This window comes from Nonlabens sp. Ci31 (genome assembly GCF_012974865.1).
Lineage (GTDB): Bacteria > Bacteroidota > Bacteroidia > Flavobacteriales > Flavobacteriaceae > Nonlabens.
In genome coordinates this window covers 1629237-1654355 of record NZ_CP043633.1, presented here as the reverse complement: position 1 = coordinate 1654355, position 25119 = coordinate 1629237, and the positions used below count along the sequence as shown (strand labels likewise).

26 protein-coding genes and 1 tRNA gene are annotated in these 25119 nt (G+C 37.0%); 21 read left to right on the top strand and 6 right to left on the bottom strand.

Annotated features, from left to right (window positions below; all coding sequences use genetic code 11):
* The first annotated feature begins 122 nt into the window (after positions 1-122).
* From F0365_RS07310 to F0365_RS07275, 9 genes are all read left to right on the top strand, one after another.
* Positions 123-869, top strand: a complete 747-nt coding sequence (locus tag F0365_RS07310; RefSeq protein WP_169933099.1) for an electron transfer flavoprotein subunit beta/FixA family protein — start codon at positions 123-125, stop codon at positions 867-869.
* Between the two features lie 181 nt (positions 870-1050).
* Positions 1051-2019 (top strand): electron transfer flavoprotein subunit alpha/FixB family protein, encoded by a 969-nt coding sequence (locus tag F0365_RS07305; RefSeq protein ID WP_169933098.1) that lies wholly within the window; start codon positions 1051-1053, stop codon positions 2017-2019.
* 265 nt (positions 2020-2284) lie between these two features.
* Positions 2285-2896: a bifunctional nuclease family protein gene (locus F0365_RS07300; protein ID WP_169933097.1), complete on the top strand. Its 612-nt coding sequence runs from the start codon at positions 2285-2287 to the stop codon at positions 2894-2896.
* Positions 2897-2913: 17 nt separating this feature from the next.
* Positions 2914-4356, top strand: coding sequence for a NupC/NupG family nucleoside CNT transporter (locus tag F0365_RS07295; RefSeq protein ID WP_240961941.1), 1443 nt, complete (start codon positions 2914-2916; stop codon positions 4354-4356).
* The gene (locus F0365_RS16545) at positions 4286-4627 is read left to right on the top strand and encodes a nucleoside transporter C-terminal domain-containing protein (RefSeq protein WP_240961940.1); all 342 of its coding nucleotides are present in this window, start codon (positions 4286-4288) and stop codon (positions 4625-4627) included. Before F0365_RS07295 ends, F0365_RS16545 begins: the two co-directional genes overlap by 71 nt.
* Positions 4628-4701: 74 nt before the next feature.
* A complete protein-coding gene (locus F0365_RS07290) occupies positions 4702-5103 on the top strand; it encodes a thymidylate synthase (RefSeq protein ID WP_240961939.1) in 402 nt (133 codons plus the stop codon).
* Positions 5104-5208: 105 nt separating this feature from the next.
* The gene (locus tag F0365_RS07285) at positions 5209-6033 is read left to right on the top strand and encodes a thymidylate synthase (RefSeq protein ID WP_169933096.1); all 825 of its coding nucleotides are present in this window, start codon (positions 5209-5211) and stop codon (positions 6031-6033) included.
* An 809-nt stretch (positions 6034-6842) separates the two neighbouring features.
* On the top strand, positions 6843-8009 hold the full coding sequence (egtB, locus tag F0365_RS07280) for an ergothioneine biosynthesis protein EgtB (RefSeq protein WP_169934791.1): 1167 nt from the start codon (positions 6843-6845) through the stop codon (positions 8007-8009).
* Entirely contained in the window at positions 8006-8971 is a 966-nt protein-coding gene (locus tag F0365_RS07275; RefSeq protein ID WP_169933095.1) for an L-histidine N(alpha)-methyltransferase, read from the top strand. Before egtB ends, F0365_RS07275 begins: the two co-directional genes overlap by 4 nt.
* A gap of 53 nt (positions 8972-9024) precedes the next feature.
* On the opposite strand, the gene F0365_RS07270 is transcribed toward F0365_RS07275, so the two are convergent.
* Positions 9025-10038, bottom strand: coding sequence for a zinc metalloprotease (locus F0365_RS07270; RefSeq protein WP_169933094.1), 1014 nt, complete (start codon positions 10036-10038; stop codon positions 9025-9027).
* A 156-nt stretch (positions 10039-10194) separates the two neighbouring features.
* Between F0365_RS07270 and F0365_RS07265 the strand changes: the two genes are divergently transcribed.
* From F0365_RS07265 to F0365_RS07240, 6 genes are all read left to right on the top strand, one after another.
* Positions 10195-10479, top strand: a complete 285-nt coding sequence (locus tag F0365_RS07265; protein WP_169934790.1) for a DUF427 domain-containing protein — start codon at positions 10195-10197, stop codon at positions 10477-10479.
* 943 nt (positions 10480-11422) lie between these two features.
* Positions 11423-11878: a 50S ribosomal protein L13 gene (gene rplM, locus F0365_RS07260; protein ID WP_169933093.1), complete on the top strand. Its 456-nt coding sequence runs from the start codon at positions 11423-11425 to the stop codon at positions 11876-11878.
* 1 nt (position 11879) lies between these two features.
* Entirely contained in the window at positions 11880-12266 is a 387-nt protein-coding gene (gene rpsI, locus F0365_RS07255; RefSeq protein WP_169933092.1) for a 30S ribosomal protein S9, read from the top strand.
* 189 nt (positions 12267-12455) lie between these two features.
* Positions 12456-13277, top strand: coding sequence for a 30S ribosomal protein S2 (gene rpsB, locus F0365_RS07250; RefSeq protein ID WP_169933091.1), 822 nt, complete (start codon positions 12456-12458; stop codon positions 13275-13277).
* Between the two features lie 38 nt (positions 13278-13315).
* Positions 13316-14281 (top strand): translation elongation factor Ts, encoded by a 966-nt coding sequence (gene tsf / locus F0365_RS07245; protein WP_169933090.1) that lies wholly within the window; start codon positions 13316-13318, stop codon positions 14279-14281.
* 153 nt (positions 14282-14434) lie between these two features.
* Positions 14435-15340 carry a hypothetical protein gene (locus tag F0365_RS07240; protein ID WP_169933089.1) on the top strand — a complete coding sequence of 302 codons (906 nt, stop codon included), beginning with the start codon at positions 14435-14437 and terminating at the stop codon, positions 15338-15340.
* 205 nt (positions 15341-15545) lie between these two features.
* Here F0365_RS07240 and F0365_RS07235 read toward each other — a convergent pair whose 3' ends face one another.
* Positions 15546-16058: a rhodanese-like domain-containing protein gene (locus F0365_RS07235; RefSeq protein ID WP_169933088.1), complete on the bottom strand. Its 513-nt coding sequence runs from the start codon at positions 16056-16058 to the stop codon at positions 15546-15548.
* A 3-nt stretch (positions 16059-16061) separates the two neighbouring features.
* Complete coding sequence (ruvC, locus tag F0365_RS07230; protein WP_169933087.1) at positions 16062-16616, bottom strand: crossover junction endodeoxyribonuclease RuvC; 555 nt, start codon at positions 16614-16616, stop codon at positions 16062-16064.
* Positions 16617-16634: 18 nt separating this feature from the next.
* Here ruvC and F0365_RS07225 point away from each other — a divergent pair, with 18 nt between their 5' ends.
* Both F0365_RS07225 and F0365_RS07220 read left to right on the top strand, forming a co-directional pair.
* A complete protein-coding gene (locus F0365_RS07225) occupies positions 16635-17549 on the top strand; it encodes a flippase-like domain-containing protein (RefSeq protein WP_262889032.1) in 915 nt (304 codons plus the stop codon).
* Entirely contained in the window at positions 17546-18688 is a 1143-nt protein-coding gene (locus F0365_RS07220) for a glycosyltransferase family 2 protein (protein ID WP_169933085.1), read from the top strand. Before F0365_RS07225 ends, F0365_RS07220 begins: the two co-directional genes overlap by 4 nt.
* On the opposite strand, the gene F0365_RS07215 is transcribed toward F0365_RS07220, so the two are convergent.
* Together F0365_RS07215 and F0365_RS07210 are read right to left on the bottom strand one after the other, a co-directional pair.
* Positions 18660-19148: a hypothetical protein gene (locus tag F0365_RS07215; RefSeq protein WP_169933084.1), complete on the bottom strand. Its 489-nt coding sequence runs from the start codon at positions 19146-19148 to the stop codon at positions 18660-18662. The two genes, F0365_RS07220 and F0365_RS07215, sit on opposite strands and share 29 nt — an antisense overlap.
* A gap of 20 nt (positions 19149-19168) precedes the next feature.
* Positions 19169-20293 (bottom strand): tetratricopeptide repeat protein, encoded by a 1125-nt coding sequence (locus F0365_RS07210; RefSeq protein WP_169933083.1) that lies wholly within the window; start codon positions 20291-20293, stop codon positions 19169-19171.
* A gap of 52 nt (positions 20294-20345) precedes the next feature.
* On the opposite strand from F0365_RS07210, the gene F0365_RS07205 reads away from it, so the two are divergent.
* The gene (locus F0365_RS07205; RefSeq protein WP_169933082.1) at positions 20346-20891 is read left to right on the top strand and encodes a dihydrolipoamide dehydrogenase; all 546 of its coding nucleotides are present in this window, start codon (positions 20346-20348) and stop codon (positions 20889-20891) included.
* Between the two features lie 52 nt (positions 20892-20943).
* Here F0365_RS07205 and F0365_RS07200 read toward each other — a convergent pair whose 3' ends face one another.
* Entirely contained in the window at positions 20944-21747 is an 804-nt protein-coding gene (locus F0365_RS07200; RefSeq protein WP_169933081.1) for an HAD family hydrolase, read from the bottom strand.
* A gap of 263 nt (positions 21748-22010) precedes the next feature.
* Between F0365_RS07200 and F0365_RS07195 the strand changes: the two genes are divergently transcribed.
* The 3 genes from F0365_RS07195 (at position 22011) to F0365_RS07185 (ending at position 24796) form a co-directional block, all read left to right on the top strand.
* A tRNA-Asp gene (locus F0365_RS07195) sits at positions 22011-22084 on the top strand.
* A gap of 603 nt (positions 22085-22687) precedes the next feature.
* Positions 22688-23773 carry a heparan-alpha-glucosaminide N-acetyltransferase domain-containing protein gene (locus tag F0365_RS07190; RefSeq protein ID WP_169933080.1) on the top strand — a complete coding sequence of 362 codons (1086 nt, stop codon included), beginning with the start codon at positions 22688-22690 and terminating at the stop codon, positions 23771-23773.
* Positions 23774-24208: 435 nt separating this feature from the next.
* A complete protein-coding gene (locus tag F0365_RS07185) occupies positions 24209-24796 on the top strand; it encodes a DUF6642 family protein (RefSeq protein WP_169933079.1) in 588 nt (195 codons plus the stop codon).
* Positions 24797-25119 lie beyond the last annotated feature (323 nt).

The following is a 25119-nucleotide window of genomic DNA, read 5'->3' as shown; positions in this document are numbered from 1 at the left end:
AAAATAGGGAAAACCACGAATCAATAAAAATTAAACAAAAATTTATTATGCACGCATAGTTTATTATTTGTTTTTTTTGTAATTTCGCAATCGATTGAAAAGGATTTAAAAGACCATAAAATATGAAGATATTAGTATGTATCAGCCATGTGCCAGATACCACTTCAAAAATCAATTTTACAGATAGCAATACACAATTTGACACCAGCGGTGTTCAATTTGTCATCAATCCAAATGATGAATTTGGTCTGACTCGTGCCATGTGGTTCAAAGAAAAACAAGGAGCAAGTGTTGATGTAATTACTGTAGGTGGAGCAGAAGTAGAACCGACATTGAGAAAAGCGCTAGCAATAGGTGCAGACACAGCTATTAGAGTAGACACACCAGCCACAGATGGTTATCAAGTAGCAAAGCAATTAAGTGCTGTTGTAAAGGATGGGGGTTATGATCTTATCATAGCCGGTCGTGAATCAATCGACTATAACGGTGGAATGGTTCCAGGAATGGTCGCTGCAATGACAGGAGCTAGTTTTGTAAACACCTGTATTTCTCTAGAAGTAGATGGCTCTAATGCCACTGCCATACGTGAAATTGATGGTGGTAAAGAAACCGTAACAACAAGTCTTCCTCTGGTAATAGGTGGACAGAAAGGTCTTGTTGAAGAAAGTGACTTGAGAATTCCTAATATGCGCGGAATTATGATGGCACGTAAAAAACCATTAACTGTAGTTCCTGCAACAGATGCTACTACAGAAACCAATAGTATTTCTTTTACAAAACCAGAGCCTAAAGGTCAGGTAACTCTTGTAGATGCTGGAGATCTTGACAGATTAATCGATTTACTTCACAACGAGGCAAAAGCGATTTAAACCCTGATGATTAAAAAAGCAAAATAATTAAATGCTGATTTAAAATATTTTAAGTATTTCGCTTTCGCGAAAGCGAAATTAAAAAAGGCTTATACCGCAATTGATAAGGTAATAAAGCCAAACCATAACTAAACAAGTATCTGTCCATTACATATGGACGCTACAATAAAAATCAAAATACATGTCCGTACTCGTATATACAGAATCAGAAAACGGTAGTTTTAAAAAGACTGCTTATGAAGTAGCCAGTTATGCAAAAGGTGTGGCAGATATGATGGGAACAGATGTTGCCGCTATATCTTTTCATGCAAATGACGCTGGAGATTTAGGAACTTATGGAGTGAGCAGATTGCACAATGTAAGCGATTCCAAATTAGATAAATTTAATGCTGCAGCTTATGCTAACGCTATTGCACAAGCTGCAAAAGCTGAAAATGCAAAAGTAGTAGTGATCAGTTCTAGTGCAGACTCAAAGTACTTAGGATCCCTAGTAAGTGTACATTTAGAAGCGGGTTATGTTTCTAATGTAACCGAGCTGCCTTCTTCCAAAGAACCTTTTACGGTAAAAAGAACTGTCTTTACAAACAAAGCATTTGCTGATACAGCAATTACTACAGATGTAAAGTTAGTAGGAATATCTAAAAACGCTTACGGTCTTAAAGAAAAGGCAACTGATTGTGCCGTACAAGCATTTGCTCCATCATTAAGTGATGCAGACTTTACCGTTCACGTGCAGTCTGTAGATAAAGCTACTGATAAAGTGACTATCGCTGATGCTGAAGTAGTGGTAAGTGCAGGTCGTGGTATGAAAGGACCAGAAAACTGGGGAATGATAGAAGAGCTTGCTGACGTTTTAGGAGCAGCAACAGCTTGTTCCAAACCAGTTAGTGACTTAGGATGGAGACCTCATGGCGAACACGTGGGGCAAACAGGTAAACCAGTTGCTTCTAACTTATACATTGCCATAGGTATTTCTGGAGCGATACAGCACCTTGCAGGAATCAACTCTTCTAAGATTAAAGTAGTCATTAATACAGACCCAGAAGCTCCTTTCTTTAAGGCAGCAGATTATGGAGTTGTAGGTGACGCTTTTGAAGTAGTTCCAGCTTTGATTGAAAAGTTAAAAGCCTTTAAAGTGGCAAACGCTTAAGATTCTTGATAAGTTAATTAAGAATTTCTTAAATTTAAAGCTGTGCAATAAGAGAAAAACCTCATTTTTGCACAGCTTTTTTCATGAACTCGTTTAGGTTTTTTAAGTCTGGACGTAAATTATAACTTTTAATAGCAACTTAAGTCTTTTTAAACTGCATGGCATCGCTACGGAGTCTTAAAAAAAGCATTGAAATTTAAAAGAATAATTTTATAGCACATCATAAAAAGTATAACCGATTTCCATTCCCAGCAATTAACTAATCATGAGTCTAAAACGACTTAACATACGAGGCATATCTTACAGCCAAACTCAGAACGGTGCTTATGCATTAGTGCTTAAAGAAGTTGATGGCCCAAGGCAATTACCTATAGTTATAGGAGCATTTGAAGCGCAAAGTATTGCCATCGCGCTAGAAAAAGAGTTGAGTCCGCCGCGACCTCTTACCCATGATTTATTTAAAAGTTTTGCCCAACGATTCTCGATTACTGTTAAACAAGTGATCATTCACAAGTTAGTAGATGGTGTTTTTTACAGCAGCCTTATTTGTGAAAGGGATAAAATTGAAGAAATCATTGATGCCCGAACGAGCGACGCAATCGCTTTGGCGGTAAGATTTAAAGCACCTGTTTTTACTTATGAAAATATTCTGGAAGAAGCAGGAATTCAACAACACATCAAACCAGACAAAGAACTGGAAATTGCAGAATTGGATAGTGAAGAAATGATTGACGAGCTCATCAGTGCAGCAAGCGAAGAAGCAAACGATTACAGTAAATTCTCTTTAACCGAACTTAAAAAAATGTTAGGAGAGGCTGTTTCTAAAGAAAACTATGAACTAGCAGCACAAATCAGAGATGAAATATCTAAACGATAACCCCTTTCCGAAAAAATATGAATTCTTTTCTGCCCAGACTTCTTACTGCTTTAACTTTTATCTGTTTTTCATTTATAACAAATGCTCAAGACAACACCCTTATAGAAGGAACATGGGTGCTTAACTCGGCAAAGGCAGATGATCTTTCCCAAACAACACCCTACCAACTAGACAGTATTTCCTTTAACAAACAGAATTACAAGTACTACACTGGAGTAGACAGTCTCAATTCTAATGGCAGATTTATTTTACAAGGAGACTTTATCGCTCTTTATCCTAATGAACCACAAATAGACCTTAAACAGTTTGATCTAGAAAAGGTAAATGGCGATAGCTTATTATTAAAAAACAAGAGCGTTACCTATACTTTTTTAATCAAGAAAAAGATCATCTCTTCTAACATTGAAATATCTAATGAATTAGGATTTAGCTTTGAAAGCTTTTATCGAGGAATACTGGGTATCTTGTTTATTTTAGGACTTTGCTTTATACTAAGTAAGAATAAAAGGAAGATAGACTGGCGTTTAGTTATAGTAGGTATCACATTGCAAGTCGTTTTTGCTATTTCTGTTCTTAAATTTGAGAGTGTAGCCTACATTTTTGACGCTATTTCAACCGGTGTTGTTAGATTTCTTGCTGTGAGTGAAGCTGGAGCAGAGTTTGTTTTTGGTAATTTTATAGACACTAGTGGTAATTGGGGTTATGTATTTGCTTTTAAAGTACTCCCGACTATCGTTTTCTTTTCAGCCTTTACTTCTCTTTTATATTACTTAGGAGTCCTTCAGAAAGTAGTTTATGTCCTGGCGTGGATCATGAGTAAAACCATGCGATTAAGCGGTGCAGAATCACTTGCAGCTGCGGCTAATATTTTTATTGGACAGACAGAAGCTCCTCTAGTAGTAAAACCCTATCTGGAGAAAATGACCAAATCAGAAATGCTATGTCTTATGGTAGGTGGAATGGCCACTATTGCCGGTGGCGTCCTTGCTGCTTTTATCGGATTTCTAGGTGGAGAAAGTGAAGCTCAACAAATATTATTTACCAAGCACTTACTCACCGCATCCATAATGAGTGCCCCTGCAGCAATCGTAATAGCAAAAATGCTCTACCCAGAAGAAGACAAAACTAAAATAGACAGATCCCTTAAAGTTTCTAAAGATAAAATAGGTAGTAATATATTAGATGCTATTTCGCGTGGTACTACAGATGGATTAAAATTAGCTGTAAATGTAGGGGCCATGCTTCTTGTTTTTACAGCATTAATTGCGGTAGTAAATTTTGGACTAAAGGATTTAATAGGAGAATATACTGGGTTAAATTCTATCATAGAATCTTCTAGTAGCGGTAGGTACGACGGTTTTTCTATGCAGTACATTTTAGGTAACCTATTTGCACCTATCGCATGGGTTATTAGGTGTTCATACAGACGATATTGTTTTAGTAGGACAACTCCTAGGTGAGAAAACAATCTTAAATGAATTCATTGCATATGGATCTCTTAAAGATCTTAAAGAAGCGGGTAAAATAATGCACCCTAAATCTATTATTATAGCCACCTATGCGCTTTGTGGATTTGCAAACTTTGCCTCTATTGGAATACAAATAGGCGGAATAGGCGTTCTTGCGCCCGGACAACGCAAGACCTTAGCCGCTTTTGGTATTAAGGCACTTATAGGAGGTACTTGTGCTGCACTGCTCACAGCCACTATAGCAGGGATGCTTTTTGGATAAATTTTAAAAAGAGAAGGTTTTGTTAAAGAAATGTTTATTTTTGCGACAGTTCTTATTCTAAAACAGGACCAGCCTTGAAATTTACCTCCTTCCACCATAAAATTGATTACACCTTTGGCTCCATGTATTGCTATGACAACTACGTTATAGGTCACTTACATTCTGGCGTAATTGTTAACAATGAAATTGCCATGCGCATGCTTACTGATATCAATGATTATTACGGCAAACAAAAAATAGTGTTTATCTCTAATCGTGAATTTGGCCATGAAGTAGATGCTAAAGTATACCAACTTGTGAACGCAAAAACTATGGTAGGAATCGCTATAGTTGGAACTACTCAAGAACAAAAAATTCAGGCTGCTACAGAGCAATCTTTATATTCTGGCTCCTTTGGCTTTTTTAGTAATATGGAAAGTGCGATCTCCTGGGCAGATTCATTTACTCATGATGAAGACGAGCGTCACGCTGGTTAATAAAAGCTTATATCTTCCATAGCATTTATTCGTTTTTAATTATAGATTTCAAGTAATTTGTATTGTTTGGCTTGCACAAATGTCAACAAAGCAACTTTATTGATTATGAAACAATACCAAGATTTACTTCAAGATATTTTAGAAAACGGCATCGACAAAGGCGATCGCACTGGAACTGGAACTCGCAGCCTATTCGGCCATCAAATGCGTTTTAATCTTCAAAAAGGCTTTCCTTTAGTAACAACAAAAAAGGTACACTTAAAATCCATTATTCACGAATTGCTGTGGTTGCTATCTGGGGATACTAACATACAGTACCTCAAAGATCATAACGTAAGAATATGGAATGAATGGGCTGATGAAAGTGGCGATCTAGGACCGGTTTATGGGCACCAGTGGCGCAATTGGAATGATGAAGGAATAGATCAAATCAAAGAAGTTATCAACACCTTAAAGACCAATCCTAACAGTCGCCGTATGATAGTAAGCGCATGGAATCCGAGCGTGCTACCTGATACTAGTAAAAGTTTTTCAGAAAATGTAGAAAATGGTAAAGCTGCTTTACCTCCTTGCCACGCCTTCTTCCAATTCTATGTGGCAAACAATAAGTTAAGCTGTCAACTGTACCAAAGAAGCGCAGATGTATTTCTAGGCGTTCCTTTTAACATTGCAAGCTATGCCTTATTAACAATGATGGTAGCGCAGGTATGCGATTTGGAATATGGTGATTTTATCCACAGCTTTGGTGATGTGCATATTTACAACAACTTAAGGGAGCAAGTAGAACTGCAACTAACCAGAGAACCCAGAGAATTACCGCAAATGAAACTGAATCCCGAAATCAAAGATATATTTGATTTTAAATATGAAGATTTCAGTTTAGAAAATTACGATCCGCATCCTGCTATTAAAGGGGTCGTTGCTGTGTAGACAAGTCTTATAAAATTTCTGTTTTCTTTATTATTTGTATGCTCTAGTCTATGCTACACTCCGGAAGATAGGTGTGAACATACCGAATACAAGACACCGCTACATACCGACCTATACGTATTTTATATTTTTATGATCTGGCCTTAAAAGAATTTGAAAATAACGGCAAAGTAGTACTAAAATAAAAAACCAGCCCAACATCACCTATCACCTGATAGAGATGCGTAATCCAGAAACAGTCGAATTAATTTACCGACAGAAACACTACACCAACAAAGCTGAGTTTCCAAACTATGGAAAGTTCACCAACTATTCTTTGTAAAAACAACAAAGAGGAGTACCACTTCCATAAACTTAAAAGCGGTTAAAGCTAGAAATTATAAACCTATCAGTCCAGATGGTTACTACAAAACCTTAGAAAAAGAACGGGAAATTAAAGATTGGGAAAAGCAACGCATAACATGGGAGAAAGAGGAATCCCAAAGACGTAAACAACCTGCAGGTGCACTTGCTAATTGCGTTGCTCCCAGAAATTTTGCTTTGATTGTCATCCTTTGGGCAGTAACAATACTTATTTTTTTTGGTGTTGGGCTTGTCAGGTACCTTACCATACACAAAGAGCCTCTCCCAAATAGACGTCGCAACAACGATATCGTATGGTATTAGATCTTTTCATTTGCTCTACCTACCATTATTTTGAATAAAGTAGAACTATATTAAATGAAAGCATGTATCTTCAAAATCCAATTAACTTGAGGTTAACGCTTTCGCGAAAGCGAAATACTCAAAAACATCTTAACTTTGACAAAATGATTTCTACAAAGCAACTTCTTCAACTTTTTATTGAAACCCGAACCGCTACAGAAGGTATATGTCAACCATTACAAACAGAGGATTATGTGGTACAGCCTAATGTGGATATATCGCCGCCTAAGTGGCATCTGGGCCATACAACTTGGTTTTTTGAAGAATTTTTACTCGATGCACACCTCCCCAATTACAAAAGATATCATGAAAACTACGCCTTTGTTTTCAATAGCTATTATGAAAGTATAGGAAAACGAGTGGTACGCACTGATCGTGGTAATCTTTCAAGACCTAGTGTTAAAGATATTTACGATTACCGAGTTTATGTGACTTCTCACATGCAAGAGTTGATTGAAAGTCACCTGACAGAAGAGCTTATACCCGTTTTAGAAATAGGCATTCATCATGAAAAACAACATCAAGAATTACTGCTTACCGATATCAAGTATATTTTAGGAAACAATCCTTTACAACCAGAATATGGCAGCGTTACCAATGAAGAACTCCTTGAAAATGCCGCTGTTGATTTTATAGAAATAAAAGAAGGGATTTATAAAATAGGTCATGCTTCTAAGGAATTTTGTTATGATAATGAGCAGCCTAGACATCGGGTGTTTTTAGAACCTTACGCCATCTGCAACTCTTTAGTAACAAATGGAGAATGGATAGAATTTATAAATGACGGTGGTTATTCTAACCCGATGATATGGCATACCGAAGGATGGGATTGGGTAAATAAAAACTCCATTGTTGCTCCTATGTATTGGCATCATGATAACGCTAAGTGGACGCACTATTTATTGAGCGGTTCAAAGGAAGTTAATCTGGCTGCTGCCGTAACTCATATCTCCTATTATGAAGCATTTGCTTTTGCACAATGGAAAGGCATGCGCTTGCCTACCGAGTTTGAATGGGAAGTTGCCCAGTCCAACTTCAAACATGGCAACCGATGGGAATGGACAGAAAGTGCCTACCTTCCCTACCCTAACTATCAAAAACCTGATGGTGCCTTAGGCGAGTACAACGGTAAATTTATGGTCAACCAGAAAGTACTGCGAGGCAGCTCTATCGCAACGCCGGTAAATCATGTGCGACCCACTTATAGAAACTTTTTTCACGCGCCACTTAGATGGCAATTTACAAGCTTGCGACTTGCCCAATCATTATGACAAAAAAAGAATCGTTCCAACAGGAATTTGAACAACACGTAAAAGAAGGACTGAGTAAATTTCCTAAGTTTTTAAGCTCTAAATATATTTATGACGATCGTGGTGATAAGCTCTTCCAGCAAATCATGGCATTGCCAGAATATTACCTGACAACGGCAGAGTTTAATATTATCAACCAGTACAAAAGTGATTTGAGGTCGCTTTTTGAGAATGATAAGGGATTTGACCTTATAGAACTAGGTGCTGGAGACGGAAAGAAAACTAAAGTATTTCTTGAAGAACTTGATCATCATAAATCTAACTTCACCTACATACCCATAGATATAAGCCAGCACGCTATAGACGAACTTTCTTCGTCTATTAAAAAAGTCTGGCCCAAAATGGATGTTCAAGGTGAACAAGGAACCTATTTCAAAGTCCTTAAACAACTGGCTAAATACAATAAAAGACCCAAGATGATTATGGTATTAGGCTCCAACATTGGAAATCTAGCCCATGCAGAAGCTATAGATTTTTTGAAACAGATTCAAAAAATTATGTCTTCAGAAGATAGATTGTTTATGGGGTTTGATCAGAAAAAAGACCCGTTGACGATTCAAACTGCCTATGCCGATACTACTGGTGTTACTCAGGAATTTAATCGCAATCTATTACATCGAGTAAATCGTGAAATGAATGCCGATTTTGATGTCAGTACGTTTGAGCACTGGGAAGCTTATGACCCAGAAAGCGGAACCGCAAAAAGCTACCTGCTGGCTACAAAAAAATGCGAGGTGAATATTAAAAAGTTACCTCTTAAAGTAAGTTTCAATAAATGGGAAACCATCCACACTGAAATTTCTCAGAAATACGACGACCATATGGTAGAATGGCTTGCAAAAGAATCTGGACTTCAAATATCTCAGATTTTTGAAGATCAAAAAAAGCTTTTCAAAGATTACCTGTTTAAAAAGAAAATTTAAAAAAAGCCATCCTAAGTTTTTAGGATGGCTTTATAAATTAGAGTTTTAAAAGTCTAGTTGTTCAAGGATGCTCTAACTCCACCTGATGCAAATAAAGACCTCATTCTCGCTTTTTGTCCAGTACTGAACATGTACATACAGCTATCATCTACATAATCCATGTAATTCATAGTCATATCTGTAGATCTACAGTTGGTAGTTGGGTAAGAAGGGCAACCGTAATTTGCTCTATCTGAAGTAGGAGTGTCAGAAACAAAATCGTCTCTATTACATCTTCCATCACCCCAAATATGACGTAAGTTAAGGTAGTGACCTACTTCATGAGTTGTTGTTCTACCTCCATCAAATGGAACACTTAAATATCCGGTGTTTCCGAAATATTGAGGACCAACAACGATTCCATCAGTACTAGCGCTTCCTCCTGGAAACTGCGCATAACCTAAGATTCCACCACCTATATTACAAACCCAAATGTTCATTGCATTTGCAGGATCCACCACATCAACACCGCCATTAGCCGCACTTTTCATAGCGTCATTAGTTCCCCATGACGTACGAGTGGAAGATTTTCTAGTAACACCAACAAGGTTGAATTGGATTTCTGTATCTGATGCTAAACCAGCAAATTGAGTTGGAACCTGAGCAGCATCGCTATTGGATTTTCTAAAATCAGCATTAAGTACGCTAATTTGAGAATTGATCTGAGCATCGCTTATATTTTCATTGGCATTACTATATATAACATGTACATAGACGGGTATATTAATTACCCCAAGATTATCAGCTGGAGGAGTACCGTCGCCACCACCCCCACCACCTCTAACAGGCTTCTTTTTCGACATAAACTCATTAGTAAATTGCTCTGTTTGCTCTTCAATCTCTAACACCTTTTGTTGAAAAGAAGGATCGAGCAACATTTTTTCATAGTTTTCATTAGCGTGACATTTTCTAGCTGCTGCTAGTTGAAGGCCGTCATTGTTAATGGCATCTAATGATTCTTCGTTGGAATCATTGCTACAAGACACAACTGCAAGAGCAACTAAAACGGATAATAATAATTTTTTCATTATGAGGTCTTTAAATTAGATTCTAAATATATATGAACAAGGCTTAGTCTTAACCTTTTTATAACATTTAATTAATTTACATCAATAAAAGGAATTTTTAACATAGATTTCTATAGAACCAACAGTTATTTATCGAGATTTATGCAAACAAAAAATATGAAAGCTACTTGGAATAATCATGTAATTGCCGAAAGCAATGCCACCAAAGTAATAGAGAACAACCACTATTTCCCCGCAGAGAGTATCAAAAAAGAGTACTTTAAAGACAGCAGTACAAAGTCCAGCTGCCCATGGAAAGGAACAGCGAGTTACTATTCTCTTGAAGTAGATGGAGCCGAAAATAGAGATGCCGCCTGGTACTATGCAGAAACAAAACATGCTGCAAAAGAAATAGAGGGACATGTGGCGTTTTGGAAAGGTGTGAAGATTGAAGAATCATAAATACCCTTGATAGATATTAAAAAAAGGCAGTGTTCTAACTTTAGTGCATAGAACTCTTTTAATGTTAAACAAGATGTACTCCTGGATATTTAAATGCTGTATTTTCATATAAATCGCATTCGGAGAAATATAGTTGCTGCCGACGTTACTGTGCGACCTCATTCATATGATTAAGGTCCTGTCCTGTAATTGCGGGTTCAAAGGTGGTTGGCATAAAATGACTACGTTATTTTCTGTAATAGCAGCCTCTTTTATAGGAGTAACAATCTTTAAAACACTGCTCGCACGGGACAAATAAGTCCCATGTTAAAAACTTGTAAGACAGGATAAATTACTATTGAGGTCAACATCTGGATCAGCACCTGTAACAAAAAAAGAAATTTGCCGTAAAGTCCACCTGCCTATTAGAAAAACAAGTCGTTTCATTAAGCAGCTTTGTATCCCTGACCTTCTCATTATTAAGATCCACTGAGGTGTTGCTATAAAGAATGGTAAGTCGAAATTAGCTGCTATGTGAACATGGAGACAGTTTCTAACAGCAGATTCTGTTTCACAACCCATAGTAACACAAAAACAATTATATATCACAGCAGCTTTTTCAACATTCTAATTTTTAATTACTATGAGAAATCCTAGCAGTAGGCTCTTAATCAACAGGTTTCTATTTCAAATAGAAAGTTTAAATAGAATTTAAAAATATCCCATTCTAAATAACCTAGCACGGGTTACCTATGCCTTTAGAATAGAAAGCAACATCACTAAAACTAAACCTATAAAAAAGCTGCACAAGGGAAACAAAGAGCTAATATTGCACAAAATATTTCTAGTCTGAGAATTTATAAATAAAATTAAAAAAAGCAGCTTGTGATTCTAAATTAAAAGATTACATTTGCAGCCCGATTTTAGTTAGTAAAATCAGACAAAGAATTAAAACTATTTCAAGGTGAATACTTTAAGTTACAAAACAATTTCAGCGAACAGCGCTACAGTAAACAAAGAATGGGTACTGATAGATGCTGCTGAACAGCCACTAGGTCGTATGTCATCAATAGCTGCAAAGTTTTTGAGAGGTAAATACAAGACCAATTTTACTCCACACGTAGACTGTGGTGATAATGTCATCATTATAAACGCTGATAAGATCACTCTAAGTGGTAACAAATGGAGTGAGAAAACATACATCAGACACACTGGCTATCCAGGTGGACAACGTAGCCTTACTGCAAATGAATTATTTGCTAAAGACCCTACTCGTGTTGTAGAACGTGCTGTAAAAGGTATGTTACCTAAAAATAAATTGGGAAGCGCAATCTATCGCAACCTAAAAGTGTATTCTGGTGCTGAGCACGGTCATGAAGCACAACAACCTAAAACCATTAATCTTAACGAGGTAAAGTAATATGGAAACATTACACAAAATAGGTAGAAGAAAAACTGCCGTTGCTCGTGTTTACCTTACAGAAGGTAAAGGTGAAGTAACAATTAACAAGAAAGATCTTACAGACTATTTTACAACAGGAATGTTGCAATACAAGGTAAAACAAGCTTTCACACTTACAAACACTACAGACATTTACGATGTAAAAGCAAGCGTTCACGGTGGTGGAATCACTGGACAAGCTGAGGCTATACGCCTTGCTATCGCTAGAGCTCTTGTGGAAATCGATGAAGAAAACCGTATAGCTTTAAAGCCAGAAGGTCTTATGACTCGTGACCCAAGAATGGTGGAACGTAAAAAATTCGGTCAAAAGAAAGCGAGAAAGAAATTCCAATTCTCCAAACGTTAATACAACAATATTATTACTCCCGTTTGGTTTTATTATCAAACGGGATTTGTTCTTTTTTTATTTATATTAATTTGCTGTCACGCCTGGTTGCCGCCAGAGCTAAGTTTAGCATCTAAATAGTGAAGGCAATTAAGCTAAAGCTTATGACCACTTCATTATTGCTATCGACAGAACGTAAACTATTTAACTATGGCAAATAACTCAGATGTCAAGTCTTTACTTGACGCAGGTGTCCATTTTGGTCACCTAACCCGTAAGTGGGATCCTAACATGGCTCCTTACATCTACATGGAACGTAACGGAATCCATATCATCAATCTTTATAAAACAGCTGCAAAGCTAACGGAGGCTACTGAAGCACTACGTAAGATCGCTGCATCTGGACGTAAGGTTCTTTTTGTTGCTACTAAGAAGCAAGCAAAAGACATCGTTGCGCAGCACGCTAGTGATGCAAACATGCCTTACATCACAGAAAGATGGCCTGGTGGAATGCTTACCAACTTTGTAACCATCCGTAAAGCTGTTAAGAAAATGGCTACAGTGGATCGTATGAAAAAAGATGGTCGTTATGAAACTCTTTCTAAAAAAGAACGTCTTCAAGTAGACCGTATGCGAGCAAAATTAGAAAAGAACTTAGGTTCGATTACTGAAATGACACGTATGCCAGCAGCACTTTTTATCGTTGATACGGTACGTGAACACATCGCAGTAAAAGAAGCTTTGAAACTAGGTATTCCTATTTTTGCAATGGTTGATACCAATGCAAATCCACGAGATATCGATTATGTAATCCCTTCTAATGATGATGCATCTAAGTCTATAGACATTATTGTAAAAGAAGCTACAGACGCTATCCAAGCTGGTCTTGAAGATCGCAAGTCGGAAAAGAACGCAGAAGATCAAGCAATAGAACAGGCAAAAGAAGAAAAAGAAGAAAAAGATGCTGAAAAAAAAGCAGCTAAAAAAGAGAAAGCTAAAGCCGATACTACTGCAAAAGACGAAGAAGAATAAACTTATAACGCTAGTTAACTAGTACAAAACTTATTAAAATGGCTAAAATATCTGCTGCTGAAGTAGGAAAATTAAGAAAGACAACTGGAGCTGGAATGATGGACTGTAAAAAGGCCCTTGTTGAAGCTGAAGGTGATTTTGATAAAGCAATAGAAATCCTTAGAAAAAAAGGTCAAAAAGTAGCTGCAAAGCGCGCTGACCGTGATTCTTCTGAAGGAGTTGTTGTTTCAAATATCAATGAAGCTAACACAAGAGGTATTCTTTTATCCCTTAATTGTGAGACTGACTTTGTTGCAAAAAACGATACATACGTAACCTTAGCAAATAAGATTGCTACTGTAGCCCATACCTGTAACTCAAAAGAAGAAGTTCTTGCTTCTAAATTTGACGACAGTATGACTGTAGAAGAAAAACTTATTGAGCAAACTGGCGTTATCGGTGAGAAACTTGAAATTGGTGGTTTTGAAGCTTTTGAAGCTCCTTTCGTAGGCGGCTATGTTCACGGTAATAAAATCGGTGCATTAACTGGTCTTTCTACAAGTAGTGATCACGCTGCAGAGGTTGCAAAATCTGTGTCTATGCAAGTAGCTTCCATGGGAGCAACAACACTTTCATATAAAGACTTTGATGGTGCATTTGTGCAGTCTGAAACAGAATCAAGAATTGCTGCTATTGAAAAAGATAACATCGAACGTGGACGTTTAGGTAAAAATCTTTTGAATATACCTTTATTTATCTCTAGATCTCAATTAACAGATGATGCTCTTGCTACTGCAAAAGCAACTTATGAAGCTGAGCTTCAAGCGGAAGGGAAACCAGAAGCTATCTGGGAAAGAATTATACCAGGTAAAATGGAGCGTTTTATTGCTGACAATACTTCTCTTGATAAAGAGCAAGCATTATTAGACCAGGACTATATTATGGATGACAAACAAACTGTAGCACAGTTTGTATCGTCTAAAGAAGCTCAAGTAGTAGGATTCAAAAGAATCTCTATCGCTTAATAAAGCTTTTTAAGAATTGTAAAAATCCGACTCATTCCACTGAGTCGGATTTTTTGTATTACACCTTTTCTTAGTTCCTTATCCAGTAATTTCCAAATTATAATATCTTACCAAACGCTTTATAATTATTAGTTCTTTTGCGAACTTTATACAATGAAAAAAATAGCTTTTCTTACCCTATTACTTCTAGGCTTTACCTCTTGCAAAACACCTGTTTCAAAAGTTATAGCCTCCAAAGCATTACCTAATATTGAGTTGAAGCTGGTAAAAAACCTTGCTCCTCAACTCACAGAGACCTCTGGACTGGAATATTACCACAACCTCATCATCACTCACAACGATAGTGGCGATCAACCTACTTTATACTTTTTAGATCAACAAGGAAATCTGCTCTATAACAAGACATATAAAAACATGAATGCCATAGACTGGGAAGACGTCACAAAAGACGACACCTACCTTTATATAGCTGACATAGGCAACAATTACGGAAATCGCAAAGACCTTACTATTTATAAAATTGCCCTCAAAGATCTTGACAATGAAAACGCCTTAGTCGAAGAGTTACACATCTCCTATCCAGATCAAAAAACATTTACACAAGGGTATCAAGACCACCCTTATGATGCCGAATCTATTGTCGCAATAGAGAATGACCTTTACCTATTTTCTAAGGATTGGACATATCAAACCACCGTAATCTACAAACTCCATAAAAATCAAAAGAACCAGGCAGCTCAGAAAATAAGTTCTTATAATATCAAGGGTCTTGTCACTGGAGCCACTTTTAATGGAACAGACACAGTGCTCCTTTGCGGGTACAACAGCAGCCTTACTCCTTTTGTTTTCAAAATTCTTTACGAAAATGGGAGATTTGAATTCCTTGATAAACAAGAAATAGATATCTATGGTGGTGCTCAAGTAGAAGCAATTTCTTATTTGACTACAAAGAATAATAAGGAAATTTATTACTTCTCCTGTGAAGCAGCAAATATCCAACTAGGAGAGGACGAAGCCCTCTCGCAAGCACAACTTTATCAATTAAAATGGAAAAGGTAAAATGCTACATAAAATGAATTTCTGATGTACAGAAAAAATCGGAATGACCTATTCTCGCCCTTCACTAAGGACTCATTTCTATTTTCACAACCTGCTGTTTAATAAAAGTAAATTAATTAAACCTATATTTTTTATTTTCCATTTGTTAGGAAAGGTTTCTATATTCCATAAGTGCTACGGTCCAAGTTTTTAACAGACGATGCTGTTAATAGACCTTTTCTCCGGTCTTCAGATATTTGGACCATGATTTTGTGTATACATGAACTTTTTCGGTAGGCTCATTTTTTTGATCTACTACCACATAACCGGCGTCTTTCCATGAAAAGATACTCCCGTAAAGATTATAAACCTCCTTATAACCATCCTTCAGCATTTTCTCACCATAGTCTTCCGATCGTATTCCGACACTACAATAAACCACTATTTTAGCTTTCTTATCTATTGCTACTACCTTATTTACATCATAACTAGGTCCTACCCATACGGCACCTAGTAGGTGACTTACATCAAACTCTTCTTTATTACGAGTATCTAGAATTACATAATCCTTATATTCCATTTGAAGCATCTGCACGCTCAAGTAAGGAACGGTCATATGATTATAGTCCCTCAGCAAACTAGGAATATTCTTTTGTGAAGAATCTTTTTCTTGGGACATCAACCCAAGAGGTATCAGTATAAGAAGCAAGAATAAGATAAGAAAACTACTTTTTTTCATAAACTACTTTTTGATTCGTTTTTCATTTTGTTTCACAAAGGCTGCCCAACCCGTATAACTTTTACCGACTTCTATTCTACCGCTATTATAGAAATGACATACGGCGGCAGCAAGACCATCAGTCATATCTAGATTTTTAGGCAATTCTTTTAATCCCAAAAGATTTTGCAACATCTTTGCCACTTGTTCTTTACTAGCAGTTCCTTTTCCGGTAATGGCCTGTTTTATTTTTAGGGGTGCATATTCAAAAACAGGAATATCTCGAGACAGTCCTGCCGCCATCGCAACACCTTGTGCACGGCCTAATTTGAGCATGGACTGAACATTTTTACCAAAAAAAGGTGCTTCTAATGCTATTTCGTCTGGATGATAGGTGTCTATCAATTCTATAGTACGTTCAAAAATGCGGCGTAGCTTCACGTAAGGGTCTTTTAATTTTCTCATGTCCAGCTCATTCATCTGCACAAAACTCATGGAATTACCGTTTACCTTTATGATCCCAAAACCCATGATTGCCGTACCAGGATCTATACCAAGAATGATTTTTTCTGTTGCCAATTGTTGTATTTTTCGCACATGTCTGTCGCGCTTCACAAATCTAAGCAATTCCTAGCTCCGTTGATAAAAATCATTGTTATCTCCATTTGCGCATACGTGCTTTACTTGCAGTGGATGGAACGGCCTTTGCAAATTGATGAGCTATGGATCGCTCTTCAAAACCTACCTTGGTTCACCTTGGTGTTTATGATTGTCATAAGCCTATCGAGCTGGCTGGTAGAAAGTAAAAAATGGCAGTATTTAGTAGATGATTTTTATGAGTTAGGCATTTGCAAAAGCGTCACACAAAACCTCACTGCACAAGCAGCAAGTTTTATAACCCCTTTCAGAGCAGGAGAATTTGCTCTAAAATCGCTGTTTTTCAAAAAATATTTACGTAAAAAAGTCCTCAGTAGGATTCTCGCAGGTAATATTTCCCAAATGCTGGTTACCGTTATACTAGGTGTAATAGGAGTCCTGTTTTATTTAAAAGAAACTCTTGACTTAGAAAGGGCATTTTATTTGATTTGTACAGGAATCTTATTGCTTTTACTTGTCATAAGCGTCTCTTTATGGCTTATCAAAAAATGGAATTCTGGAACCATGACCACACAAAAATGGCGTAATACCATTTTTTTTTCTCTACTGAGGTACCTCCTATTTGCAAGCAACTGGCTCCTTCTATTATGGCTGCTCGATTATGAATCTTCTGTTCTTATCACGATTAGAAATGTAACGGTGTTTTATCTCGTAGTTTCCATTATCCCCGTATTTCAAGTTTTTGATATAGCCGTAAAATGGACTGCTGCCACGTATATTTTTGAGGGTACTTTTTTTAACTCCGAACTTATTCTCGCAGTGACAACCATCATCTGGTTGACCAATTCTATACTACCTACTTTATTGGGTTGCACATTACTTCCATTTCAAAAACTTAAAACTTTAGAAGAATGAGTGGGCTGTTTTTTATAATTGTCTTTGGTTATGCACTGATGATCCTTCTATTATCTAAGGAAATACTGACCTATCCCGCAACAAAAATAGACCCAACCAAAGAACAGCTCCCTTTCAGCATCATCATCAACTATCGCGATGAACAAAACCGTCTACCTGCATTATTAAATTCTATAAAAAAACAGCAGTATAGGTTAGAAAAAACACAGTGGATTTTTGTGAACGACAAAGCAACAGATCATAGCCTCGAGATACTTCAATCCTTTAAAGTACAAAACCCCAAACTCCAAATTTTACTCCTGGACAGAATACCAAAATCTGCTAGTGGTAAAAAAGACGGCATTACACAAGCCTTAGCATCGAGTAAATACCGTCACATCCTTACTACCGATGCCGACTGTATTTTACCAACAGAATGGGTCTTATCTTATAACGCCATTTACAACGAGCACCCCGACGCTCATTTTATTGCGGCTCCGGTAGTCATAAAACAAGAAAACACCATCCTAACTGCTTTACAGCAGCAAGAAATGATGGCCTTGCAATTGATCACCGCTGGTAGTTTTTCCTATCGCCAGCCTTTTATGTGTAATGGGGCAAACATGAGTTTTACTAAAGAAGCTTTCTACGAAGTAAATGGATACCATGGCAACAATCATATTTCCAGTGGCGATGATGTATTCTTACTTGAGAAACTCGCTGCAGAAGATGTTATGAAATGCCGTTACCTAAAATCTACAGCTGCGATGGTGATCACCTTTCCAAAACTCCATTTGAAAAGCATGATTTACCAACGTGCTCGCTGGGCACAAAAAGGCAGTAAAACTAAAAGCATGCTCAACAAACTTCTCAGCTTTCAGGTATTGCTAATGAGCCTATTATTTATAACGAGTCCTTTATTATGGTCCTTTTCAGTCATCACAAGTCAGATGTTTATAGGGGTGCTTTTAGTCAAAGCCTTTACTGATATAATAGTTCTTGTTATAGCAGATCAATTTTTTGGAGGTGTGAAATGGAGATTTGTAATTATTAACTTTTTGATCTATCCCTTTCTGGTACTTATGATAGCCGTCAAGAGTTTGTCAAAACCTATATGGCAAGGAAGAACCGTTAATACTCCAGCGAGTCCACAGGACTAAAAACAATAGGTAATTTATAAGTAGTAGCAACCGGGATAGCTTTTTTTTGAGCACTTTTAATAACAGGGAAATTATTCAATCTCTTTTTAAGCAATTCATGCATATAGTCTTTATCAATTGTGGGAGCACATTTATATAAACTATCGTATCTAATACGACCTTCTTTACTTACCGTAATCGATATGTAAATACTATCCTTTTTATCTAAATGTATAGGAATGTCTCCCGTATTTAATTTTTGATCGACTACTGCGTGAAGTTGTTCGTAAAAACAGTCTGCTGTAGTGAGCATCTCGTCACAGTTATCAAATAATGGATAGCGATCTATAGAGTTCATATCTAGGTACTCCAGCTTCTTCATCGCCTTCTCATCTGCCTGTACTTTTTTTTGCTTGTCAGAAAGGCAAGAAAAACAGAGCGCCATGAGCAGCATCATTAAAACAACAGAACCTTTCTTCATAGAGCTAATGTACAACCTTTCTATTTTTTGGCAGCTAGAAAAATTTCCCTCCGAAGATCTTCTGCACGTGCATTGGCAATTTCTTGATAGGGACTCTCTAGATATTGCTTTATGAATTCTTCATAGAACTCCAGCTTCTTGCTTTTACCGGCATAATATTGATCTGCTGCAAGCGCATATTGATACCCGATGACATCGTCATCTGGTTTTTCCTTTTTAGCTCTTTTAGTAGCATAAAAAGCATTTCTATAATCTTCTTGCCTCACATAAACAGTGGCTAGCTGCAAGTATTCCTGATGCAACTCAGGAGTCTTAAACACTATAGCACGCTCAATATAATCCTGCGATAGCTTTAATTTACCCAATTTTAAATAAGCCTGTGACATGATAAAATGAACTAGCGAATTTGCAGCTTCATAATCATTATTGTAGCGCTCATAAGTATCTATAGAAAGCTGCCACTGACCCTCATTAAAATAGCACCACGCCAGATTTTTACGATTGTACTCGGTATCATTTCCAAGACTAAAAAGCAATTCAAAATGCTCAGTCGCCTTGTCGTATCTCTTTGCTCCGAGGTAGGCCTGCGCAATTAAACTATTTATTTTTATGTCATTGGGATAAATTGCTAATGCCGGTTTTGCATGAAGAATTGCTTCTCGAAACCTTCGCTTTTTGATCAATAATTTTACCCACTCGATTCTAGCGGCTCGGTATGATTTGTTTAAGGATACCGCTTTCGCGAAAGCGGAAATAGCAGCGTCATCATTGCTTAAATCCTCATGAGTCTTACCCATATAATACTGATAACTCGCGTTATTTGGCTCCTCTACAATAAGGGGCAATAAGCTGTTAAATGCAGTCACAGGATCGTTATTACCCAATGCGAGACGCGCATATTCAAATCGTGGTTGCACACTAATACTGTCTCGTTTAAAACCTTTTTGATAGGAATCTAGCGCCGCATAGACATCACCTATTTGAGCATAAACTCGTGCCATTTTGAATTCGCTTTCTGACTCTGACTTATACATCTCAATCCCCTCTTGATAATTTCCTGACTGTACGAGACTATCTGCTGGAGTAAGTTGTGCCATCATTTTAGAGGAGCAGATGACCAGTGTCCATAAAAAATATTTTTTCATTTGATAAATTTAGGCACACTTATTGGAAATAAGAAAGTCTAAACTACTAATTATGAAATATATTACCCTTCTTTTTGTTCTCGCTATAACGTTAACCAGTTGTGATGGACCACAAGGACCTCCAGGATTTGACGGCTTCGACGGTCTAAATGGTGCAGATGGTGTAAACATTACTGCAACTTCCATAGAAAGAACCGTAGATTTCTTTGCCCCAGACTATGAGGTATTGATTGATTACCCAGCAACCGTAACGGTTTTCCCAAATGACATGACCTTAGTTTATCTATTATGGGACGAAGTTCCTGGAAATAACGGCGGTACCGTAGATGTGTGGAGGTTATTACCACAAACTATTTATAGCAACTTTGGAGAATTTCAATACAATTTTGACGCAACTAATGGAGATGCGAGAATATTTATAGACGCTCCAGCAAGTACTGACCTCAGTCAACTTGCTCCTGCTGACATCTCTAACCAGACCTTTAGAATTGTAATTCTGCCAGTAGATCTTTTAAACTCTGGTGTAGACCTGAACGATTACAATGCAGTTATGAGTCTAGCAGGTTTAAACACAGAAGACATCATCGTGATAGAATAATCACAAGAAATATTTTTTGAAGAAGGCGGTTCCTATATGGGACTGCCTTTTTTTATGCGTTTTGCTCTAGCCATAGTGCTACTCCGTCTTCTTTATGATGACTGGTGATAAATCGAGCGGCTTTCTTGACGACCTCTCGAGCATTTTCTACTGCGACACCATAACCTACTGCGGCCAGCATATCGGTATCATTGTAATTATCTCCAAAAGCTACTACGTTCTTCATATCCACTTCTGGATACCTCAATTCTAGTAGTTTTCTAAGCGCTACTTCTTTAGATGTTCCGCTAGGAGTAACTTCAGTGTATGTACTTTTTGATCTGTACAAATGGACTTTAGGGCCTAATAGCTGTTCCGCTTTCGCGAAAGCGACATTCATATTTACCTCATCACCCATAAACATAATCTTGTGAGCGCCACCTTGATCTTGGGTCTGTTTAAAATAATTTAAAGTAACGGAAGTATCTTGCACCGTAGGAGTTACTCTGGTATTGTTCACCTCCCGCTTTGCCCACTGATCCATAACAGGAACAAACCACTCCTGATTGCGGTATAGCGCCACATGCAGATCGTGTTCCTGCCCTATTTCGGTCAACTTTTTAATCTCTTCAAAAGGAATACTCAATTCGTGTAAAATATCAGAACCGTGCAGTACTAATGCACCGTTATAACAGATCAATGGAGAATTAACGATGTCTAATGCTTCCTGCAAATAATACATTGCTTGTGGCATTCTAGCAGATATTAGAATTTTAGGAACAAGAAGTTTTTCCAATTCATGGCAGGTACGATCAGATAAAAATCTGTTTTTATCCAATAAAGTCCCATCTATGTCTGTAGCAAAAAGTTTTATCATCTTTCAAAGATAAATACTAGGCCCGTTGCATCTATTATTACAACCAAGTATTATCAACAGCTTAAAATTTAAACAAAACAAAAACAAACAAAAATACCTTAATGACTGATTTTTAGAAGCTAGGTAATTTCTAAATTTGCTGCTGGAAAACGAATTTTATTTTTTGAAAAAAAAAAGATAAAAAAGACTTGCCTATTCATAAATGAAAAGTATATTTGCATCCGCTAACGCAGAAATGTGATAGCATCGTTCTATAGGAACACGGTCTGGTAGTTCAGTTGGTTAGAATGCCTGCCTGTCACGCAGGAGGTCGCGAGTTCGAGTCTCGTCCAGACCGCAATCTCGATTAACGAGATGCAATTCAAGTTGTGTGTCCTCAGAAATACTTGAGGATTTTGAAGGTGTCAAAGACACTTTTTGAGAAGCTTTTCCAAACGGAGAGGCTTTTTTGTTTTATGAAAGTTATCTTCGGAAAATGATTAATTAATCTCCATATAGCTTAACTAACAATCCTAGAGTCACCTTTCTTTTAAGAGCTAGAGCTAGTTTTATTTCCGTTCCGATATTTGACGAACAATCAGCTTCATTAAAAAAGACACTTTTTGAGTCTCGGCTAAGCCGAGATTCCAAACGGAAAGGCTTTTTTGTTTTATGAAAGTTATCTTCGGAAAATGATCAATTAATCTCCATATAGCTTAACTAACAATCCTAGAGTCACCTGTCTCTTAAGAGCTAGAGCTAGTTTTATTTCCGTTCCGATATTTGACGAACAATCAGCTTCATTAAAAAAGACACTTTTTGAGTCGCGGCTAAGCCGAGATTCTAAACAGAGAGGCTTTTTTGTTTTATGGAGGTTTGGTTTTTGAGTCTAGAGCTATTTTGTTTTAGGAAGGTTTCTATTCTTTTAAATAAACCTTAGTTTTGCGCCAACTGAACAACCTTGAAAACTGACCGCCTTTTCTTTATAGATGCCGTACGTGCTTTTGCTATCATTATGATGATGCAAGGACATTTTGTAGACGCACTACTCGCGCCAGAATACAGGGATATGAACAGCTCTATTTTTCAAGTTTGGAGTTATTTTAGAGGAATAACCGCTCCGACCTTCTTTACTATTTCTGGAATTGTTTTTACTTATCTTTTAATGAAGTCCAAAAAAAAAGGACGAGCACCAGAGCGCATACGTAAAGGCTTGATTCGAGGATTATTGCTCATCGCTATAGGTTATGGACTTAGAGCACCTATTTTTGACTGGCTTACAGGTAATTTTAGCAATTCCTTTTTAATTATTGATGTATTGCATTGTATCGGACTTTCCATCATCATTACTGTCGGCATTTATTACTTGACTTTTAAAAAATCCTTGATTTTCTCTATACTTATGCTTGTGCTAGGCGTTTCTATCTTTATCATGGAACCTTGGTATAGAGATCTAGATACAAGCAGAATTCCTTTAGTATTTGCCAATTATTTGACCAAATCAAACGGTTCTATTTTTACCATAATACCTTGGTTGGGATATATGTCTATAGGAGCTTTTATCGCTTCCCTGTTTTATCGTTATTTCGGGAGAGAAAAATTCAAACCTATTTTAGTTTCTGCTTTCATTGTTGTGGGAACCGTATTGATTTATAATTCGTCCTATCTGTTTATGAAACTCTATTACTGGAGTGATGTACTTCTTTTTAAGCAAGTAGCATATTATAATTACTTATTTACCAGATTAGGAAATGTATTTATATTACTGGGATTGTTTTATGCTTTAGAAAAGTTTTTAAAGAACCAAATGATATTTAAAATAGGCCAGAAAACACTTTCTATTTATATCGTTCACTTTATCGTCATCTATGGAAGCATCACTGGCTTTGGCATATCTCTGCTCTTAGGCAAATCGCTTAATCCCTACCAAGCAGCTATAGGTGCTGTTCTTTTTATCATTACCGTATGTTGGATTTCGTTATACGGCATTAAGACCAATGCTTTTATTTACAAAAAGCTGAGAGGCTTATTTAAAAGATCCTCATAAACTCCGAGAAGCAGTAGATCATCCTCGCTTGCCATTATCAAACTTAGGCTTCCCCAAGGTGTTTCATGACTCCTATTTTTTAGCCATTGAATAAGCAACATCATAGCATCTTATTTCTTCTTCTATGAGTCATTTAAAAGCTGATCATCCATTTCATTCTGTGTTGGTACGTTTGAAAATGAAAGAGGTATTCATATGGGTCAAACTCTAAGCCTTTCACTTTAGGCTTCGTCTGAGTCCAATTTCAACATATATTTATTTGTTACATTCCTGTGCCTTTGAACTTGTCATTTCATTTCAGGAGCTTGCCTATTATCTGACGCGTTACAGGCATACATCCTATCATTGATTTTTATATGGCAATTTGCGTAATGAATAGGTGCTTATTCGTCCAAGACTACTTACATTAAGTCACAAAAAAGAATAACGAAGTCCATGAGTGAACTGGAAATCCCTATAACAGATGCTGAAAATTTTATTTATTGCCTAGAGGTAGTTCCTGATACCGATACTACAGAAACTACCGAAGTAGTCAAAATTCTTGAAGACATCGCTTTGAACCAAAACATAACCAGCATTTACAAAGCATGCGATACCATGGAAGGCTTGGAAGAAAGCCTGAACTATTTACTATATGATGACCACAACTTTAAAGATTATGAAATCATATACCTTGTTTTACCAGGAGAAGCAAATAACATTCTTATCAACAACTACTATTATAGTATGGAAGAGATTGCAGAGCTTTTTGAAGGTAAATTGAACGGTAAAGTGATCCATTTTGCCAACAAAAAGATATTGGATCTTACTGATGAAGAGTCTCAGTACTTTATGGATGTAACTGGTGCTCGAGCCATTTCTGGCTATGGATTTCATTCAGAAAGTATGTCCAGCGCATTTACCATAGACCGCGTGTTTTTTAGTCTATTTTATGAGAATGATGACCTTAAAGAAGTCGTAGAGCGCATGTATGATAAGTATTATAAATTATGTACGTTGCTAGGTTTTAGATTGTATTATTAAATACCCTATTAGCTTTACAATGGAGCTCATAAATCGTTTGTTTATGAGTTTTTAATCCTTAAAAGATACTCTCGCCGCACTTGCTACAAAATTATTTTTTGCCTCCATAAACCCAACTCATATAAGGTGCTGGTGGATGGTACCGCTTTCGCGAAAGCGAGACGATTGCCACATCATTAAAGCTTTAAAGATACTTTCCATACAAGGCAGGTTCCGTACGCATTGCTTTGTGATTCCTCTCCAAGCACGCTAACCTTTATGGATCCTTAGTATGGATGCCTAAAGAAGCTCAAGTGGTTGGTGAAAGTCTGCTTTAAGCTTAT